This is a genomic window from Chitinibacter bivalviorum (genome assembly GCF_013403565.1).
GTDB classification, from domain to species: Bacteria; Pseudomonadota; Gammaproteobacteria; order Burkholderiales; family Chitinibacteraceae; genus Chitinibacter; species Chitinibacter bivalviorum.
Window position 1 is genome coordinate 1281159 of record NZ_CP058627.1, and the last position, 19513, is coordinate 1300671.

At 50.8% G+C, this 19513-nt stretch carries 12 protein-coding genes and 1 pseudogene; 5 read left to right on the forward strand and 8 right to left on the reverse strand.

Features of this window, described 5'->3' with window-relative positions:
- Positions 1 to 203: 203 nt before the first annotated feature.
- The 3 genes from HQ393_RS06075 to HQ393_RS06085 are packed head-to-tail and all read left to right on the forward strand — an operon-like array spanning position 204 to position 2993.
- Positions 204 to 2507 (forward strand): heavy metal translocating P-type ATPase, encoded by a 2304-nt coding sequence (locus tag HQ393_RS06075; RefSeq protein WP_179357941.1) that lies wholly within the window; start codon positions 204 to 206, stop codon positions 2505 to 2507.
- Positions 2508 to 2515: 8 nt separating this feature from the next.
- On the forward strand, positions 2516 to 2725 hold the full coding sequence (locus HQ393_RS06080) for a heavy-metal-associated domain-containing protein (RefSeq protein ID WP_179357942.1): 210 nt from the start codon (positions 2516 to 2518) through the stop codon (positions 2723 to 2725).
- Positions 2709 to 2993, forward strand: a complete 285-nt coding sequence (locus HQ393_RS06085) for a metal-sensitive transcriptional regulator (protein WP_179357943.1) — start codon at positions 2709 to 2711, stop codon at positions 2991 to 2993. The genes HQ393_RS06080 and HQ393_RS06085 overlap by 17 nt, the downstream gene beginning before the upstream one ends.
- A gap of 107 nt (positions 2994 to 3100) precedes the next feature.
- Here HQ393_RS06085 and bioB read toward each other — a convergent pair whose 3' ends face one another.
- Positions 3101 to 4084: a biotin synthase BioB gene (gene bioB / locus HQ393_RS06090; protein WP_179357944.1), complete on the reverse strand. Its 984-nt coding sequence runs from the start codon at positions 4082 to 4084 to the stop codon at positions 3101 to 3103.
- Between the two features lie 56 nt (positions 4085 to 4140).
- Here bioB and HQ393_RS18040 point away from each other — a divergent pair.
- Together HQ393_RS18040 and HQ393_RS06095 are read left to right on the forward strand one after the other, a co-directional pair.
- Positions 4141 to 4341: pseudogene (locus HQ393_RS18040) on the forward strand (double zinc ribbon domain-containing protein); the annotation flags it as partial.
- A gap of 9 nt (positions 4342 to 4350) precedes the next feature.
- The gene (locus HQ393_RS06095) at positions 4351 to 4866 is read left to right on the forward strand and encodes a ComF family protein (RefSeq protein ID WP_218871313.1); all 516 of its coding nucleotides are present in this window, start codon (positions 4351 to 4353) and stop codon (positions 4864 to 4866) included.
- Here HQ393_RS06095 and HQ393_RS06100 read toward each other — a convergent pair.
- From HQ393_RS06100 to HQ393_RS06130, 7 genes are all read right to left on the reverse strand, one after another.
- A complete protein-coding gene (locus tag HQ393_RS06100; RefSeq protein ID WP_179357946.1) occupies positions 4863 to 8747 on the reverse strand; it encodes a translocation/assembly module TamB domain-containing protein in 3885 nt (1294 codons plus the stop codon). The two genes, HQ393_RS06095 and HQ393_RS06100, sit on opposite strands and share 4 nt — an antisense overlap.
- Positions 8744 to 10534, reverse strand: a complete 1791-nt coding sequence (locus HQ393_RS06105) for an autotransporter assembly complex protein TamA (protein WP_179357947.1) — start codon at positions 10532 to 10534, stop codon at positions 8744 to 8746. Before HQ393_RS06105 ends, HQ393_RS06100 begins: the two co-directional genes overlap by 4 nt.
- A gap of 512 nt (positions 10535 to 11046) precedes the next feature.
- Positions 11047 to 11610, reverse strand: coding sequence for a chalcone isomerase family protein (locus HQ393_RS06110; RefSeq protein WP_179357948.1), 564 nt, complete (start codon positions 11608 to 11610; stop codon positions 11047 to 11049).
- Positions 11611 to 11697: 87 nt separating this feature from the next.
- A complete protein-coding gene (locus HQ393_RS06115; protein WP_179357949.1) occupies positions 11698 to 12912 on the reverse strand; it encodes an acetyl-CoA C-acyltransferase in 1215 nt (404 codons plus the stop codon).
- A 192-nt stretch (positions 12913 to 13104) separates the two neighbouring features.
- Positions 13105 to 15507: a 3-hydroxyacyl-CoA dehydrogenase/enoyl-CoA hydratase family protein gene (locus HQ393_RS06120; RefSeq protein WP_246307968.1), complete on the reverse strand. Its 2403-nt coding sequence runs from the start codon at positions 15505 to 15507 to the stop codon at positions 13105 to 13107.
- A gap of 43 nt (positions 15508 to 15550) precedes the next feature.
- A complete protein-coding gene (locus HQ393_RS06125; protein ID WP_179357950.1) occupies positions 15551 to 16981 on the reverse strand; it encodes an OmpP1/FadL family transporter in 1431 nt (476 codons plus the stop codon).
- 71 nt (positions 16982 to 17052) lie between these two features.
- The gene (locus HQ393_RS06130) at positions 17053 to 19509 is read right to left on the reverse strand and encodes an acyl-CoA dehydrogenase (protein ID WP_179357951.1); all 2457 of its coding nucleotides are present in this window, start codon (positions 19507 to 19509) and stop codon (positions 17053 to 17055) included.
- Positions 19510 to 19513: the final 4 nt, after the last annotated feature.

Genomic DNA, 19513 nt, shown 5'->3' on the forward strand with positions numbered 1-19513 from the left:
TCAAACTTACTTTTTTCTACCTTTTCAGCCTCTGTTTAGTCATTTTTTCCCTAAAGAATGCATGGACTGTTGTATCAACGATCGCCAGCGAGAGCAGCCAAATACCCCTTGCGGGTATTGGGTATTGAAGCTACTATACCCAGATGGGTACTCAATCAAACACTAATCATAGTGAAGCCTCCCTCTATATACCTATCGAGGGAATGACTTGTGCTGCCTGTGCTCAGCGGCTAGAAAAGGTACTCAACCGGCTCGAAAACGTCAGTGCGAGCGTTAATTTTGCGACCGAACAAGCGCAAATCACCGCCGGGGCTGAGCAATTCACTCTGATTGAGCAGGCCATTCATAAAGCGGGCTTTCAGATCCCCGAGCAATATTACGAATTCAATATCGCAGGGATGACCTGTGCCGCATGTGCCAATCGGCTAGAAAAAACCCTTAATCGCCAAGCGGGTATCCGTGCAACAGTTAACTTTGCCAATGAACATGCACAGATTTATACCATTGCCGGACAGTGGCAAACCGCACAGCTTATTTCACTGATTGAAAAGACGGGGTTTCAAGCGAGCGAACTAGCCCAGACTAGCAGCCAAGCTAAGCAACATACCCCTTGGACTTTATGGCTTGCCATCGCCTGCACCCTACCCTTCCTATATGAAATGGCAGGGATGCTCGCAGGACAACACGGCGTGTTAGCGCCGCTGTTGCAACTGGCACTCGCAACCATCGTGCAGTTTATCCCTGGCTGGCGCTTTTATCGTGGCGCATTTCTATCGTTGCGTGGCGGCGCAGCCAATATGGATGTACTGGTGGCGCTGGGCACTTCTGCCGCCTGGGCTTATAGCGTATGGGCTCTGCTTAGCCAGCATCACGCGCTCTATTTTGAAGCCAGCAGCAGTGTTATTACTTTGGTGCTACTCGGTAAATGGCTGGAGCTGCGCGCTAAACAACAAACTGGCGACGCATTAAAAGCACTGCTGCAATTGCAGCCGCAAACGGCCAAAGTGTTACGCAATGGGCAATGGCAAGAACTCAGTATTGCTGCAATTGCCTTGGGGGACCAGGTCCAATTGCGTGATGGCGAAACGGTGCCGGTGGATGGTGAAATTATTCAAGGCCAAATCGAGATCGACGAAGCCATGCTCACAGGCGAATCGGCCAGCATCAGCAAAGCCGTCGGCTCACCAGTCTTTGCTGGCACTCGCAATTTGGCAGGCAGCGCACAAATTAAAACGAGCGCCATCGGCAGCCAAACCCAATTGGCCGCCATTGTGAAATTGGTCAGTCAAGCTCAAGGCAGCAAAGCCCCCATACAAAAACTGGCCGATCGGATCTCAGCCATTTTTGTACCCGTTATTTTACTGGTCGCGCTCATCACCTTGCTCGCCACCTACTGGCTACAAGGCGATCTCAGCCTTGCCCTTATCCATGCGGTTGCGGTCTTGGTCATTGCATGTCCTTGTGCGCTTGGATTAGCGACACCCGCAGCGGTTATGGTGGGGGTTGGTCTGGGCGCACGGCATGGCATCTTATTTCGCAATGCCACCGCCCTAGAGCTCGCCAGCCAGATTGACACCTTGATTGTCGATAAAACCGGCACGCTGACCGTCGGCAAGCCACAAATTGCCCACATTCAGCGCTTTGACTCTAGCCCGTACACCGAGCAACAATTACTGCATTGGGCCGCCGGCATCGAAGCCAGCTCCCAGCATCCGCTCGCAGAAGCATTTCTTAAGGCGCACCAGCTTTCGTCTGGCGATCTGCCTTTGCTCAATGGCGCAGCAATCAGCACCGAAATTGGGATGGGGATTAGCGGGCAAATCGAATCGCATTTAATCCGCATTGGACGCCCTGATTGGGCTTTCTTAAGTGATACGAGCAAGTTTGATACCGCCCTTCAGTATCAGGAGCAAGGCTACACAGTCATTGGCATTAGCATCGATACCCTACCTTGCGCAGTATTTATGTTGCAGGATGAAATTCGCAGAAGCAGCTACGAAGCCATCCGCCATCTGCAAAAAATAGGCGTCAACGTCATCATGCTAACCGGTGACAACGAACATAGCGCGATACAAGTTGCTAGCCGTTTGGGCATTACCCAATATCAAGCGCAATGCAGCCCTCAGGATAAATTCCAGCAATTACTGCAATTGCAACAAGCAGGCAAAAAAGTTGCCATGGTGGGTGACGGTATTAATGATGCGCCAGCGCTGGCTGCTGCCGATGTCAGTTTTGCGATGAAAACAGGTGCCAGCGTAGCGCTGGAAACCGCCGACATTACCCTGATGCATAACGACATTAATCACATCAGCGCTGCGATTGCGCTATCTAAAGCAACGCTGCGCAAAATTCGCCAAAATCTATTTTTTGCATTCATTTACAACATTCTGGGCATTCCACTGGCCGCTGTTGGCTTACTAAACCCGATTGTCGCTGGCGCAGCGATGGCGCTGTCTTCGGTCTCTGTGATTAGCAATGCATTGTTATTAAAACGTTTTAAATGGTGAGGAAGAAGATGGAAACCATTGAAATTGGAATCGAAGGCATGAGTTGCGGCGGCTGTACCGCCTCTGTAACGCGTGTTTTAGAAGCGGTTGCGGGGGTCCAAAGTGCCACCGTCACCTTAAACCCCGGCAAAGCACAAATCGTGTTCGACGCCACGCAAACCAGCCGCGAAGTGCTGGAAACATCGATAGAGGAAGCTGGATATGACATCAACCGTTAAGCAAGATCGTCCAAACAAAGATCAACTCGTTAAACGTCTGAACCGTATTGTGGGTCAAGTGTCAGGCATTACCCGCATGATCGAAGAAGATCGCACGAGCAATGAAGTATTGAATCAAGTTGCTGCAGCGCGCTCTGCGCTTGACGCACTGGGCATGATCCTGCTCGAGCAACAAGCTCAAGATTGCATTGCACTAGGCATGAAATCTGGTAAAAGCGACGATGCTGTGGCGCAATTGCTGCAAGTCATCAAAAAAGTACGCGGCTAATCTCGCTGCCGCCCCAATTAAAAAGCCACGCTTTTATGCGTGGCTTTTTATTATGTATAGCCACCAAATCCATTCCAAGAATGGCTTTCAGCGACATACCCAAAGAATCACAAAGGCTGTAGGTTTAGTTTACGGAATAAGGCTTTATCGCCTTCAACCTCAGGGTTACCCGTAGTCAGCAGCTTATCACCGTAGAAGATCGAATTTGCCCCAGCCAAGAAACACAAAGCCTGCATCGCTTCCGGCATTTGTTGGCGACCTGCCGACAAGCGGACAAATGATTTCGGCATCGTAATCCGCGCCACCGCAATCGTACGCACAAACTCAGTCCAATCCACCTTCTCCGAGCCATCGAGTGGCGTGCCGTCAATCTGCACCAGATTATTAATCGGCACCGAATCGGGTTGCGGGTCAAGATTCGCTAACTGGCCAATCAAACCAATACGGTCAGCGCGCGTTTCACCCAAACCCACAATACCGCCCGAGCAGACATTCAAACCGGCTTTACGCGCTTTACCCAAGGTATCCAGACGATCGGCATAGCTGTGCGTGCTGACGATGTCGCTGTATTTTTCTTCCGAGGTATCAAGGTTGTGGTTGTAGTAGTCCAAACCCGCGTCTCGCAGCTGTTCAGCCTGTCCGTCTTTGAGCATACCGAAGGTCGCACAGGTCTCCAAACCTAAAGCCTTTACGCCGGCGATCATCTTTTTCACTTCATCCAGATCGCGGTTTTTCGGCCCGCGCCAAGCCGCGCCCATACAGAAACGTGAAGAGCCGTTTTCTTTGGCAATGGCCGCGGCGGCAATGACCTCATCAGCCCCCATCAGTTTTTGCTCTTCCAGACCGGTGTCGTAACGTTTGGATTGCGAACAATAGCCACAATCTTCGGAGCAGCCCCCAGTTTTCACCGACAGTAAAGTCGAAAGTTGTACGCGATTGGCATCAAAATGAGCACGGTGAACTTGTTGAGCTTGAAAAAGCAAATCATTAAATGGCAAATCGAACAGTGCTTGCACCGCGTCAGCCGACCATAACTCTTGTTCAGGATGTGGAGTATGGCGTTTAAATTCAATCGTTTGAGCTTGTGTCATGCAGCAGGATTTCCCAGTAGATTCTATGCTGCTAGTGATTGTCCGAATGGAGCGGGATGTTGTCAAATTTATTCAACGATTTTTTGAACAACTTATTACCCGTGCAATGCACCTTGTGCAGCACCATCTTGCCGAGCACTCGGTTTAGAGCGCCCTCTCAGCTCTTTTGTGCGGACTGCCAAGCGCACTTACCACGCTGGCTTGCTGCCGATAGTTGTCCGCAATGCGCCCGTCCCGGTACATATGGCCTACATTGCGGTGAATGCATGCGGCGCGCACCGGCTTTTGATCAAACCATCGCGCTCTATTTATTTGTCGAGCCGATCAAAGCATTGATACATGCAGCCAAATTTGGTGCTCAGTGGCAAATTCTGGGCAACTTGGCGCAGTTTGAATCCCTCCTAGCCCAGCTCAAGCAAGCCGACTGGATTATCCCCATGCCATTGCACGCCAATCGACTCAAAGAGCGTGGGTTTAATCAGGCAGGAGAGATTGCTCAACCTTTAAGTAGAGCAAGCGCAATTCCGATTCGACATGATGTACTGGCAAGGATCAGGGATACTGAACATCAAGCACGCCTCTCGGCCAAAGCACGCTGGAAAAATCTGCGTCGTGCATTTGCTTGTCAGTGCGATTGCACGGGAAAAACCATCTTACTTGTCGATGATGTCATGACCAGCGGCGCCAGCTTGCATGCGGCCGCGAAGGTATTAAAAGCAGCTGGGGCGGCGCGCATTATTAATGTGGTACTGGCCCGCACCCCATCACAACCCTATCCTTAATCAAAACTCAGGGTGTAATTGACATCCAAGCTGCTTTCATCAACGCCAATCCGTGAGATCACTGACCAGTGGCGCGACAATTGCAATGTAAAACTCACCGCATCGCTCAGTCCATTAAAGCTCTTTTCAACGGCTACTCGCAGATTCTTAGTGAGCCGTTTACTCACCGTCACCACCTGGGTCGTTGAACCATCATCTTCTTGTTTGGATTTATAACCGACTTCATCAATCCCAAAATTACCCAGAATCTCATCCGACAACCCTGTTCCACCACTCCCCGCCATGGCATTGAGCAATTGCAGCACCAGCGCGCTATCAGATTTTTCCATATTCTCGGAGCCATGCCCGAACAGTAGCCACGATATTTTTTCCGCATCAGGTACGCTGGGCTCGGAATAGAGGGTAACGCGGGGTGAATACGCCGAGCCCTGCACTTTCACGCCCGCCTCGACCGCCTGATTACGCCGTATTGCTAAAATATCAAGATTTGGGTTATCGATTGGCCCCTGAAAAGAAAGTATCCCGCGTTCAATTTCTAATTTTTGCCCATAGGCTTTATATTCACCGTCTTCGGTGTTCACAGTGCCTGTCACTTTCATCAGCTGCTTGGGCTGCGCACGCAAGCGCAATTTGCCAGCCAATCGGCTATCCAAACCATAACCCCGAAATTGGAAGTTATCGCCCAGATCAAAATCGAGTTGCATATGCAAATTGACGGGCTTGGCATCATTTGCCGCACTTTCACGCCCGACCACCCGAACATCAGAAGATAAGCTCGGCGTATCCGTCGCTTGAAATTGGATATCGCCTTCATCCGCCTTGAAATCGCCACTCACCTGCAGCGCGCCGTCTTTAATTTCTACGCCACCCTGCCCACTGAGAACTAGCAACATATCTGGCTTACTGATGAGAGTGAATTTATTGGCCACCAATTTCGCGCCGCCACTGGGGCTATTGCCATTAAATGCAATCAAACCAGAGCCTTTCAAATCGCCGCCACGCGGGCCTTTGACTTTGAATGTTTTCAATTCAATTTGCTGATTACTCAGCGCCAGCTCCATGACGCCTTCTTTCATTTGCACGCCAGCACTGGGGGCTGTCAAGCTAAAACCATCGACCAGCACATATCCACCCAATTGAGGCTTAACCAAAGGCCCACGCCGCTCGATATCGAGCTGCGCCTTCCCTGCCACCTTGACATCACCGCCCAGCAAGGGTCCCAATACACTCAGATCGGGCAAATTGCCTTTCAAGCTGGCATTGAGCGCAGCTTGATCGGCCAAGCCACCTTGTTCCAAATCGAGCATCGTATCGCCAGCAAAGGCCAACTGCCCAAACTTCTCAGTTTGTACTTGCGCCTTCAGTTGCAGCTTATTCATCACCACTTGGCCATTGAGGGCAAAGGTTTTCAGCGTCAAGGGCACCTTTGTTTGAGCGTCTTCACGCCATAGCACATCGCCGCTGACACGCTGCAAATTCAGTTGCGCATTGAGTACATCGGTTTTTTTAACTTGCCATTCCCCCGCCAGAATCAAATCGCTGGTCGGGTTTTTAATTTTGGCCAAATTGAGCCACTCGGCGACCAAGCCATTTTGCACTTGCCCCTGTGAATCGAGCACACCGTTTTTCCAGTGCGTATTTTTCAGCAGCAACTGACTTTGCCCAATACCTAGGGTACTGGCGCTCAGCAACACCTCATCCGCAGACAAGGTTAAATTAGGCGTGTTCTTCAAGCTAAACGGCAATCCGGCAGTGCCAGCTAGGTTGAGAATCTGCCCTTGCCAATGCGTATTGGCAATCAAGCCCCCTAGCGCGTGCAAATCAACTTGCAATGGCAAGACCTCATGCTTGCCGCTCAGTTTGAACGAGACATCATGCTGTTTCATCGTGCCTTTGACACTCAAATCGGCCTGATCGATTTGCGTCGTCCCCAAGGCCATTTTTTGCAGATGCCCCGCGATGACGATGGGGCCTTGCAGATCGCTGCTGGCTGAAATGTCGAGATGGCCCTGCTGTAATTTCACATCAAACGGCGTACTCAGTTGATTAATATCGAGCCGCGCACTTATTTTCGGCTGCGTCAGCGAGCCAGACAAGCTAGCTACGCCTTCGGCACGCCCCTGAAATTGCGGCCCAATCACGGATAAATTAGGCAGCATCAAATTCAAATCCAGCTGATCACTCGTGCGGCCCAAGCTACCTTTGGCGCTGATTTTATTAGCGCCCAAGCTTAGCCAGAAATCGCTTTTTGAAATGCGCTCGGCATCCAGTGTCAGTGCCCCCGCCCCTGCCAAGGGCTGATGATTGAATTCGCTTTGAGCCAGCTCATAGGCCAAATCAACTACAGGTATAGGCTTCAAAGCACCTTTCAAATTAGCTTTCCCAGATATACTACCCACAGGTACTTTGGAAAACTCAGCAGGATTGATTTTTTGCAGCTCCGCATCAATGGCAAATTTATTCTGACTTAATAAATCAAACTCACCTTTGGCCACTAAATGACTTTGGCCTCGGCTCAATTGCGCATGGCGGATCGCCAAACGTCGTTCCTTGTCGGGGTTGATCCAGCCCACATCCAGTTTCAGATTGGCCTTGCGCGCTAAATCGTTGATTTCGCCTTTGACACCCGGAGCCAACCACGGCCCAGCCAATTCCAGCTCACCATTCATATCACCCGCGGGCTGCGGCGACCAGAAACGCTGCGGGTCAAGATGGCTGGCCGCTACTTTTAAGGCCAACTGACCTTGGCTAATTTTGCCTTGAGCGCGAATGTCACCCGCTCCGTCAAATTGCAGCAGCAAATCATCGACATGCACCACTTGCTCATGCAGCGAAAACTGCAATTTGGCCGCTTTCAATGGCAACTTGTGCTGGTCGATTGGACCAAGCTGGTGATTTTGAATATTGATTTGACCTTCGAGGCCATTTTTGACGGGCTTAAATTGCGCAGCCAAATCCAGCGCAGCCTGCGGTGCGGCGGGATGCCATAGCGCAGGGTTCAAGCCTTTTACTTGAATCTCACCGTGGGAGATCATCTGATAGGAATAGGGTGCAAATACATCGGCCTGCAACTGCGTATGACCAGTCAGATGCGGGTGTTCAATGGTCGCCTCAACCATCAACTGCCGCAACGGCCCTTCTACTTTGCCAAAGGCGCGAATATCCTGCTCTTCGAGCTGACCGGCAAAGATAAAAGAACCGCCACTGTGAAAGGGGGCTTTTCCCGTAATATTGAGCGCGGCCGCAACATTGCCTTGCGGCAAACGCAATTGCTTGAGATTAAGTCGGTGAAAGCGCCCATTGCTGGAAATGCTGGCATCGATATCACGCAGCGCCATCCCATCGATGTCTAGAAGGGCAATTTTGAGCTGTTCGAGATGAATACCAAAAGGCAGCCGCAAACTATCAGGCGCAGTGGTGGGTGGTGCATTCGGTGGCGTTGGCGCGGTGGTAATTGCCAATTTACCCAGCGATACCAGGGGCAGGCTTAGATCCCGAAGCATTAAGGCATAAGGCTCCCAACGCAATACCCCATAGTCGAGATCTACCGTTACAGCATCGGTTTTGACGTGTAATTGTTTGATTTGCAGCTCGGACCAAAAAGAGCCCTCAATGGCAGCTAATTTGGCCACGCCACTGCGATTAATCGCATCGACCAGCCAATAACGCCCCGAATCCGAATCAAACCACGCCAAAGTGGCGGCTAAAATCGCCCCCAAGATTGAAAACGTGAGCAAAAAGCTCCAAAACACCGTACGCAATAATCGCCGCACAAAGCCATATTTTGGCTTAGGCTTAGCGATCACAGCGCCGGAATTAGCCTGATCTTCAGGCTGAGCTGGTGTGTCTGAGCTTAAATTGGGGTTTGAGTTTTCGGTCAAAATGCTAAACCCATTGCGAAATAAAAACGCACTTGTTTATATTCGATGCCATAAGCGACATCAAAGCCAATCTGCCCGACAGGGCTAAGCCAACGCCCACCCACGCCCACCCCCGTGACGGGATCGAGCGATCTCCAATCTGCAGCCGCGCCACCATAATCCACAAAGGCAGCAGCACGCCAATCTTTGAGCACGGCATACTGAAATTCCAGCGACCCCGTCGCTAACACCTGCCCCGGAAGCACCGAGCCATTACTCTTTACCCCGAGAGATTGATAGTCGTAACCACGGACACTGCCTGCACCACCGGTACGAAACAGCCAATCACTAGTAATGCCACTGGGGTTTTGAGAGAAAGTCTGGCCGAGATTAAATTGACCGAGGAACTGCCCGTCTTTGCCTAGGCGTTTATAGTAGGCTCCGCGTCCGGCCACGCGCAGGAAGGTGGCATCACTGAGAATTTGCTTGAGTGCGCCGCCCGTTTCAAGTTGAAACAAATAGCCATTACGAGGGTCGCGCTTACTATCGAGGTGGCGCTCTATCCAGTTGTAATTGAGCGTCAGAGATTGCGGATTATCTTCGGAACCGTCAGCATAGCTTCGCCGCTCAATCTGATATTGCAAATCAATCGCACGCTCGTTCTGATCCCATTTTTTCAGACGGGAGACGCCCACTTTATACAGGTGCGAATCCACACCTTCGTATTCGTTATGTAAATAAGAACCCCAAAATCGATGTTCACGCTCACTGCTCGATTTTGGAATGGTGACGCTTAAATCAACCGCTTGTTCAAGCTGCTCTAGTCGCAGCTTGCTATTAAAGATCCAGCCTTGATCGAGCAAATTCAGATAGCGATAACCCAATTCGGTTTTAAAGCGCGTATTGGTGCTATAGCCCAGACCTACATTGATGCGCTGCAACGGTGCTTCTTGCACATCGATTCGCAACGGCGCCACAAATGGCTCACTATCTGGCAAGTCCACGTCGACCAATGCAGAAGCAAATTGTGGCAAATCCTGAATGGACGCCTGCAGATCATTCAAGTCTGAACGACTATAGGGCTCACCCTCGGCAATTTTGATTTGGTCGGTAACCAATTTGGCGGGGTAACGCGACAATCCGTTAATCATATAGGGGCCAAACACATACTGCGGGCCACTATCGAGCACCAGCTTAAATTCGGCCTCATGGGTTTCTGGATTGATCGTAGCCTCACTCGAGACCATCGTCGCAGCGGGATAAGAGCGCGATTGCAGTGATAAAAGACTGCGTTTTTTGAAATCGTCCCAGGCGGCTTGAGTGAAAGGCAGATTTTCCAGCGCATCACCGCGCTGATTAAAACGCCGTGTCAAAGTTTCATAGCGTTCAATATCTTGGTTGATTGCGCCCTGCAATACCACCGAGGTATTGGTCACCATCACTTGCTGACCAAGGTCTACCGAAATATACACCACCGGGGTTTGGCCAGACTCATCCAGCCGAGTAGTGATTTTGGCGTCAAAATAACCCTGCGTCGCGAGTAAATCATGTGCATCATTGGGTAGCGAATTGAGCTCACGATGTAATAGCTCAACCGTTAGACGATTCTTTTTTTGCCACTTATAGATATTTAAGTGCTGCTCAAGCAAGCCACTCACGCTAGACGGCGCATCAAGCTCGATGCGATAACGGAAATCAGCCTCTGCAGCCCATGCTGGGCTGGCGATCACAATGGCACAAAACAGGGGCAAAGCACGCAAACTCATTCTCTGACGGGCAAAAACATAACTGTACCAAACTGCCGTCATGCCGTCGGCAATTACCACTAATTTTTGCGCAAAAAAAACCCGACTAGTTCCACATCTTGCGACATGGCACGTAATCGGGCACAGGAGGATAGAGTCGATAACGCAGCTTTCACTGCGAGGGCACTACAAAAAACAAACTACCTAGCTACTACTACTCAACAACCACTACTAACTTACAACTATTAACGTGGCAAAGTGAGTTGCCAACCGTATGATTTCACCAAGAACTGTTGGAAAGATTCGACAGTTTTTGAAAATTTAATCAGAGTACGCATGGTGTATCTCCTTAAAAACAGAGGCTCCGAATTGAGCCAACCTTGTTTTTCTTCCATGACTAAACTTTAACAAAACTACGAAATTAACGCAAGCATTTTAGTAGCATTACTACGTACATATTTGTAACAACACGCCACAAATACTACATTACGAGCCTATCAACACCTGTTTTATAAGGTTTTATATGTAGCAGACAGATATGCAAGCACCAGAAAAATGTAGTTAAAGTACATTATTTACATCCCCAGCAATTTCAGCTTCAAATGCTCTTGCACTGGTTTTTGCCCCAACCAAATACTCAAAAGTGCGCTTGAAAAATCATCACCCGCAATTTGCCCCAGCACTTTCGAGCGCAAAATCAAACGCGTTCCTTGACCTGGCAGACAATCCAAGGTAACCACATCACCCTTGTTGGCTACTTTGGCTTCGAGCAGGATTTTCTGCATTTCGGCAATCCGTGCGGTTTGGGCCGTGAATTCTGCGGCGCTCAGATTGTCTTTCAGCCCATCGACCAAGGCATCAACGAGTGTTTGCGCCTCCACATTGCGCAGCATCGTCAATTGCATACGGCGCGGCTGCTGACTCTTTATCACAGCCGCGGCATCGCTACTTTTGCCCGCCGTGTATAAAGCAGCGACATACACTTCGAACATCAACTTCTTTCGAATACCTGCGCCATTCAATTGCAGGCTTTTACCCGCCACTTCGCTTTGCTCAACAACATTTACCCCAGCCAAGTCCACCGCATGTGCCACTGGCAATGTCGCCGCCATAAGTAAGGCAATAAGAACCTGTTTCATTTGTGATTGCTCCACAAAATTTGTGATCAATTAGGACAAAAAAACCCGCCAAAGCAAAGGCGGGTTTTGATTTCATACACTGCAGAATCAGAGCACCTGCAAAATACCCGCAGCGCCCATGCCAGTGCCAATGCACATCGTCACCATGCCGTAGCTACCCGCTTTTCCTTGGCGACGCAAACCATGAATCATCGTCGCAGCCCGAATGGCACCGGTCGCCCCTAATGGATGGCCCAAGGCAATCGCGCCACCATTTGGATTAACCTTGCTCATATCCAAGCCCAAATCACGACTCACCGCCAGCGCTTGCGCGGCAAATGCTTCGTTCAGCTCGATCCATTCAAGCTGATCTAGGCTCAAACCTGCCATTTTCAAGGCCGCCGGAATCGCTTCTTTTGGGCCGATGCCCATAATTTCGGGCGGAACGCCTTTCACGGCAAAGCTCACATATTTTGCCAATGGGACGAGATTAAACTCTTTGAGGATTTTCTCGGACACCAGCACCAGCGCCGCAGCGCCGTCGGACATTTGTGAGCTATTACCCGCGGTGACAGAGCCGTTCTTCGACGGCCCGGCGAAAACAGTTTTTAGCTTCGCCAAGCCTTCGACACTGGTATCGGCGCGCGGACCTTCGTCTTGCGTCAGTGTTTTACTAACCAGCTCAACTTCGCCAGTTGCCAAATTGGGAACGCGGTAAGTCACATCCAGTGGCACGATTTCGTCGCTGAATGCGCCATTGGCTGCCGCAGCCAAAGCACGGGTATGTGACTGCAAAGCAAATGCATCTTGGTCTTCACGGCTAATCCCCCACTGGGTAGCGACTTTTTCCGCGGTCAAACCCATGCCGTAGGCAATCGCAACGTTTTCATCACGCTCGTAAATCGAGCTACCCAAGGACAATTTATTACCGCCCATCGGCACCATTGACATCGACTCAGTCCCGGCCGCAATCATCACATCGGCTTCGCCAAGGCGGATTTTGTCAGCAGCCATCGCGACCGCATTAATCCCACTCGAACAAAAACGGTTGATGGTCACCCCGCCCACGGTATTGGGCAGGCCAGCCAGCAGCGCACCAATCCGCGCCACATTCATGCCCTGCTCACCCTCGGGCATCGCGCAGCCAACGATGACGTCCTCCACCAAGGCTGGATCTAAACCCGGCACTTTCGCCATCGCAGCGCGAAGCACATGCGCGAGCAAATCATCGGGGCGAACATTTTTCAGCATACCGCGCGGCGCTTTCCCCACCGGGCTGCGCACTGCGGCAACGACATAAGCTTCTTGAATTTGTTTGCTCATTCCGAGCTCCTTATTCCAAATTTGGATAAGCATCTTTTATTTAGATGCCAAAGGCGATACTGGAAGAGAGCGAGCCCCTGTCAGGTCGTGGAGTCAGAAGCGCAGGAACCGGAATGGACATCAAGTCCATGAGGATTCCGAGCATCGCACGACGCGAGATCACAGGAGGCGCAGCCTTTTCCAGTGCGCCTTTTAGTTGCGCAGAGGTTTGTTGAACTCAATCATGTGCATGATCCGTTCCTGCGTTTTGCCTTTTTTTAGCAAGCCCATAAAACGTTCGCGCTCCAGTTTCAAGATCCAGTCTTCATTAACCAAAGTGCCCGCCTCAACGTCGCCGCCCGTAACGACATCAGCGATTTGCATGCCGATGTGGTAGTCGTATTTGGAAATAAAACCGCCTTCGAGCATATTGACCAGCTGACCCCGGATCGTCGCCGCGCCTGAGCGCCCCGCCACGGCAAACCCTTTCGGCGCTACCGGTGCGCGGTAGCCCGTTGCCGCCATCGCGCGAACTTGCGCTTGGGCCACAAACAACAATTCATTGGCGTTCATCACAACAATATCGGATTCTTTCAAGTAGCCGATCTGCTGACCTTCTTCGGCGCTCGTACCGACTTTGGCTGTCGCCATCGCGAGGTAATAATCTTTCAGCACTTCGAGGATATTGCCATTGCGCGCCAGTTTGGATGCACGCAGCGCAAACTCTTTACAACCGCCACCAGCAGGCAACAGACCCACGCCAACTTCAACTAAGCCGATATAGGTTTCAACATGCGCCACCACGCGTGCGCAATGCATCAAGAATTCGCAACCGCCACCAAACGCATAACCTTGCGCAGCGCCGACCACCGGCACTTTGGCGTATTTAATCGCCTGCGAGGTGTTTTGAAATTCGGCCACCATGTTTTCAATCGCGGCAAAGTCGCCGGTCATAAAGGCGGGCCCCATGCTCATCAAGTCGGCACCGACCGAGAAAGGGGCTTCGGGGTGCCAAATCACCAAACCTGGGTAGTATTGCTCTGCAATCTTGATAGACTCTTGCACACCAGCCAATACATTGGCACCGATGCAGTGTGCTTTGGTGGTAAATGACAGGACAGGTACATCGCCGCCGCCTGTTGACGCTGGTGGCAGCCACATGCGAACACTATCATTTTCATAAATGGTTTGCCCGAAATCGGCGGCGGCTTCACCCAGCACTAAGGGTGGATACAGCTGGCGCTGGTAAACCGGCAAGTGAGATCGCGCAACCAAAGCGCCACTCGCAGCATCCAATGAGCCATCGCTCGTATGCACGCCATCACGACTCAACACCCAACTTGGCAATGGCGTAGCGCTAAGCGTTTTACCTGCTGCAATATCTTCAGCAATCGCATTGGCCACCGCTTGCCAGCCCGCGGCTTGCCACATTTCGAATGGCCCTTGATTCCAGCCAAAGCCCCAACGAATCGCAAAATCCACATCCCGCGCATTGCCCGCGATATGTTCTAACTGCACCGCGATGTAATGCCAAACATCCCGCAAACAGGCCCAGATAAATTGTGCCTCGGGCAAGTCAGATGCACGCAGTGCGGCGATACGCTCGGCAGGGCTGCTGATTTTCAGGATCGCCTTAACGGCCTCACTGCCTTTTTGACCACCTGCGACATAATCGCCGACATTAGGATCAAGTACGAAAAGCTCTTTACCGACCTTTTTATAAATCCCCTGCCGCGTTTTTTGACCCAAAGCGCCATTGGCAATTAATTGCTGCAACCACTCTGGCGTCACAAACAAGCTATGCCACGGATCATCCCCGAGGGTATCGGTCATTGTTTTCACGACATGAGCAAAAGTGTCGAGCCCGACCACATCAGCGGTACGGAAAGTCGCCGATTTGGGGCGGCCAAGGCGCGGGCCAGTTAAATCATCGACCACATCAAAGCGCACCCCAAAAGCTTGGGCGTGCTTAATTGTGGCCAACATCGAAAACACACCGATGCGATTGGCGATAAAATTGGGCGTGTCTTTGGCTCGGACAACACCTTTACCCAAACGCATTGTCAGGAAGGTTTCTAGCTTATCAAGCAAAGCTGATTCACAAGCTTGGGTCGGAATAATCTCAACCAGATACATATAGCGCGGAGGGTTAAAGAAATGAATTCCGCAAAAACGCGATTTCACTTCGGCGGGCACGCTCTGCGCTAACGCTTCAATCGACAAACCCGAGGTATTGGTCGCCAAAATAGCGTGCGGTGCCAAATGCTGGGCAATCTTGGCGTACAAATCTGATTTCCAATCCAGACGCTCGGCAATCGCTTCAATCACCAAATCGCAATCGGCAAGCAGCGCCAGATCGCTCCCATAATTGGCGGGTGTAATCCCATCCACGCGAATTGCCGACATCAGCGGCGCAGGTTTGAGCTTTTTCAGGTTTTCAATGGCTTTGAGTGCAATGCCGTTCGCATCGCCCGATGGCGCGGGCAAATCAAATAAAACAGTGGCGATACCCGCGTTAGACAAATGCGCGGCGATTTGCGCCCCCATCACACCGGCCCCCAAGACAGCAACACGACGAATATGCGTCAACGTTGATTTATTCATAACTTCAGTCATAGCTTGACCTCAATCAGGGGCGGCCTGGCCGCCCAGTCAAAAATTAGAAGCGATAGTTGTACTGCGCGCCCAGCGTGATCGAGCTAACGTCGTAATTACCTTTGGCAATCGAGCCGTTTTGGTCTTTTTGCGACACTTTAGAATTAGCCAAATCCACATAGATGGCGGTCAAATCGATCGATTGATTGGGTGTAATGGCGTAATTGGCACCAAGTGCAAACCAAATGCGATCGCTATCTGGAATACTGGTGATGCGATTGCTATCGTTTTCTGGCGCTTGATCGTAAGCCATACCCGTACGGATCAACCATTTGTCGCTGGCTTGATACGTAGCACCGACAGAATAGCGATTGGTATTGGTCCAGTTCGTAACGGTGACAGAATCTGGTAAACCATTAGCTAATTTGACGCGAATTTCATCTAGCCGCGAATGGCGGGTCCAGGTGTAGTCCGCCATGATCGCCCATTGCTCATTGATCTGATGAAAGCCATTAATAGAGAACGACTCGGGTGTATCTACACTCAAATTAGCCGAGGTATTTTTCAGCTGCGAATTAAGAGTGGCCTGAGCTCCGCCGCCGAGCAAAGCGCCCAGCGCGCTACTTGCAAAATTTTGTGGCACGGTAAATTTCGCATCGCCTTCCAAGGTATGTGAAATGGCCGAACGATATGCCACGCCCATGCGGGTCGTGGGTGAGAAATTAACCGTGGCTCCTAAATTAAAGCCAAATGCCACATCATCACCGGTAACTTCGCTTGAGCCATCGTACGTCGGATTGCTCACCATCGTGCCTGCAGCATTTTTTACTGCCGCTGCACCGCCTTTACATTGCGGCGAAGTCGGTGCTGCAGCACAGATTTTTTTTACTGCGGCATTCGCGCCATTAACGGCAGATAAACCGAGATCTAGGTTTTTCGAAAGCTTCCCCTGAATGTATTGCACACTAACGCCACCACCGATCGAGAACATATCGTTGATTTTGTAGGCCACTGAGGGGTTAAAGTTAATAGTTTTAAGCTCGCTTTCCGTCGAGTTATACCGCCCTACCCAGCCCTTGTCGTAATCAGTATGTGAACCAAAGGGCACAAACAGCCCCGCGCCGATGGTCCATTTATCGTTCAGTTGTGACGTCATATACAGATGTGGCACCAGCGTATCGACGCCAAAGCTGCCGCCGTTATTGCCACTAATCGGTTGGCCGATGGCATTGACTGTGCCGCTGTTTGAAAAATTACCATCTGGCATGATGTAATTGAGCACGCCCGAAATCTGCGTTCCTTCGACCCGCGTCATCCCCGCAGGGTTATAAAACAACACCGAAGCATCGGTTAAGCCAGCCGCACCCGCATTGGCTACCCCTTGGTTACTGGCACTTTGCGTACCAAAGTTATAACCCGACGCCAGTACCGGCCCCGCCAATAAAACAAAAGAACTTGCGCCAATCAATTGCAATGAACGAGAGATCGTTTTCATTTTGTATTTCTCCAGTGGTTTTACATACTGTGGCTTTTAGCCTGTTATATCGACACTACCTTGTTACCAACCTAAACTACCGTTCTTGAAATCGCGTGTGGATCTGGGTTTTCTAAATGTGCATCAAAATCGTCGACCATAATCACCTCGCGTTTGAGGCGTCGGGCTCGCGTGACTGCAGCAAACTCAACATCGGTGATCAAGCCCTGATTTAAGGCTTCTTGCAGACGCTCACTACCGGTGAGTGCTTTTAACTGCCCTTCCCGTTGAGCGCGGCGTAATTTGCTCTCTAGGCCTTCGGTTTCGATCACCGCTTTAAGTGCATGCTCCAATACGCCCACCGCATCGGCTTCATCACCTGAGCGATACATATATTTCACCAAACGATCACGCGATACCGATGGCTCCATCAAGTTGCGCGCAATGCGAGTGCCCACGCGATCGGCTGGCTGGCGCATGCTCATGCCACACGGAAACACGATGCGGCGCGCACACCAGGCAATAAAGCGATTGGGATGATTAGCTAAAAAGCCGTTCATTGCCTCTTGGCAGTCATACAAAGCCGTTTCTACCGCCCAGCGCACCAATGGACGATCTTCTTTTGGCTCGCCATCGTCATGAAACTTTTTCAACGCCGCAGTAGCGATGTATAAGTTTGACAACATATCGCCTAGGCGCGCCGAGAGCTTCTCTTTGAATTTCAAGCTGCCGCCCAAAGTGCCCATACCCAAATCAGCTAAGAAAGCAAACGCACTCGAAAACCGAACAATGTCACGATAGTTTTGTGCAGTTGGGCCTGCTTTGGGCGCAGAGACAAAACGAGCCCCCGTTAAACCCAACCAAAGCGAGCGCACCGCATTAGAAATCGCAAAGCCAATATGCCCAATCACCGCCGCGTCAAAAGCGCCCAAATCCTTGGCCATAGCTGCCCGCAGCTCTTTCAATACAAAAGGATGGCAACGAATCGCACCTTGACCAAAAATAATCATGCTGCGCGTTAAAATATTAGCGCCTTCCACGGTAATTGCCACGGGTATTGCCTGGTAACCCAATGCCAGATAGTTACGTGGGCCAATACATACTGCTTTACCAGCATGTACATCCATTGCGTCATTGATGGTTTTGCGCATTTTTTCGGTATTGTGATATTTCAAAATACCGGAAAGAACGGATGGCTTTTCACCCATATCCAGCGCAGTCAAAGCCAAGCGTTGCGCAGCATCCATTTGATAGGTATAGCCACCGATGCGCGCCAAGGCCTCATCCACGCCTTCAAAGCGACCAATCGACAGGCCAAACTGGCTACGTATTCGTGCATAAGCGCCTGTGGTGTACGAGGCCAATTTGCCAGAAGCAACTGACATCGCGGGCAATGAAATGCAGCGACCCACCGATAAACATTCAACCAGCATTTTCCAACCTTGGCCGACATAATCCTGCCCGCCAATCACCCAATCCATCGGGATAAATACATCCTTGCCCCAATTTGGGCCATTTTGGAAAGTGCTGGTGCCAGGATAATGGCGACGGCCAATATTGACGCCGTCATGGTTGGTTGGGATCAAGGCACAAGTAATACCGATATCGTCCTTAGTGCCAAGTAAATGATCAGGGTCATAGAGCTTAAATGCCATCCCCAAAATCGTCGCAACAGGACCCAGCGTGATATAGCGTTTTTCCCAGGTCAGGCGAATACCCAACACATTTTCGTGACGTTCACCGGTTCGTTTATCGGTATAGCTACCGCGCGTGACAACACCGTAATCTGGGATGCCCCCGGCATCAGAGCCAGCCTCTGGGCTAGTCAGTGCAAAGCATGGGATCTCTTCGCCTTTAGCCAGACGTGGCAGGTAGTAATTTTTCTGCGCCTCAGTCCCATAATGCTGCAACAACTCACCCGGCCCCAAAGAATTGGGCACCATTACCGTAACGGCTGCACTACCCGAACGCGTCGCAATCTTGGTTACAACTCGCGCGTGGGCGTAATTAGAGAATTCTTTTCCGCCGAATTCTTTTTTGATAATCATGCCCAAAAAGCCGTTTTGCTTGATGAAATCCCACACTTCAGGCGAGAGATCTTTTTGGTTTTGTGTAATTTCCCAATCGTTGAGCATTTCGCACAAACGCTCAGTCGGGCCATTGAGAAAGGCCTCTTCTTCTGCGCTCAGCTTTGGCTCGGGGTAGTTATGCAATTGGGCAAAATCAGGTTTGCCTGAAAACAGCTCTCGATCCCACCACACCGTACCGGCATCAATCGCTTCCTGTTCAGTTTGCGACATCGCCGGGGTGATTTTGCGAAAAATGCCAAACAGTGGGCCAGTGAGCAGCATTTTGCGCAACGGGGCAATATTCAGTACGACCGCGATGGCCAAAACGAGATAGAACCAAACCGGTGATGCCCCCTGTACAAAGACCCCATAGGCCGTACCCGCCAGCACCAAAACTGAACTCAACCACAATGGCGCACTAAGATAGGCCAATGCACCGAGCAAAACCACTGCAGTAATCATACAAATCAAAATGCTCATGATG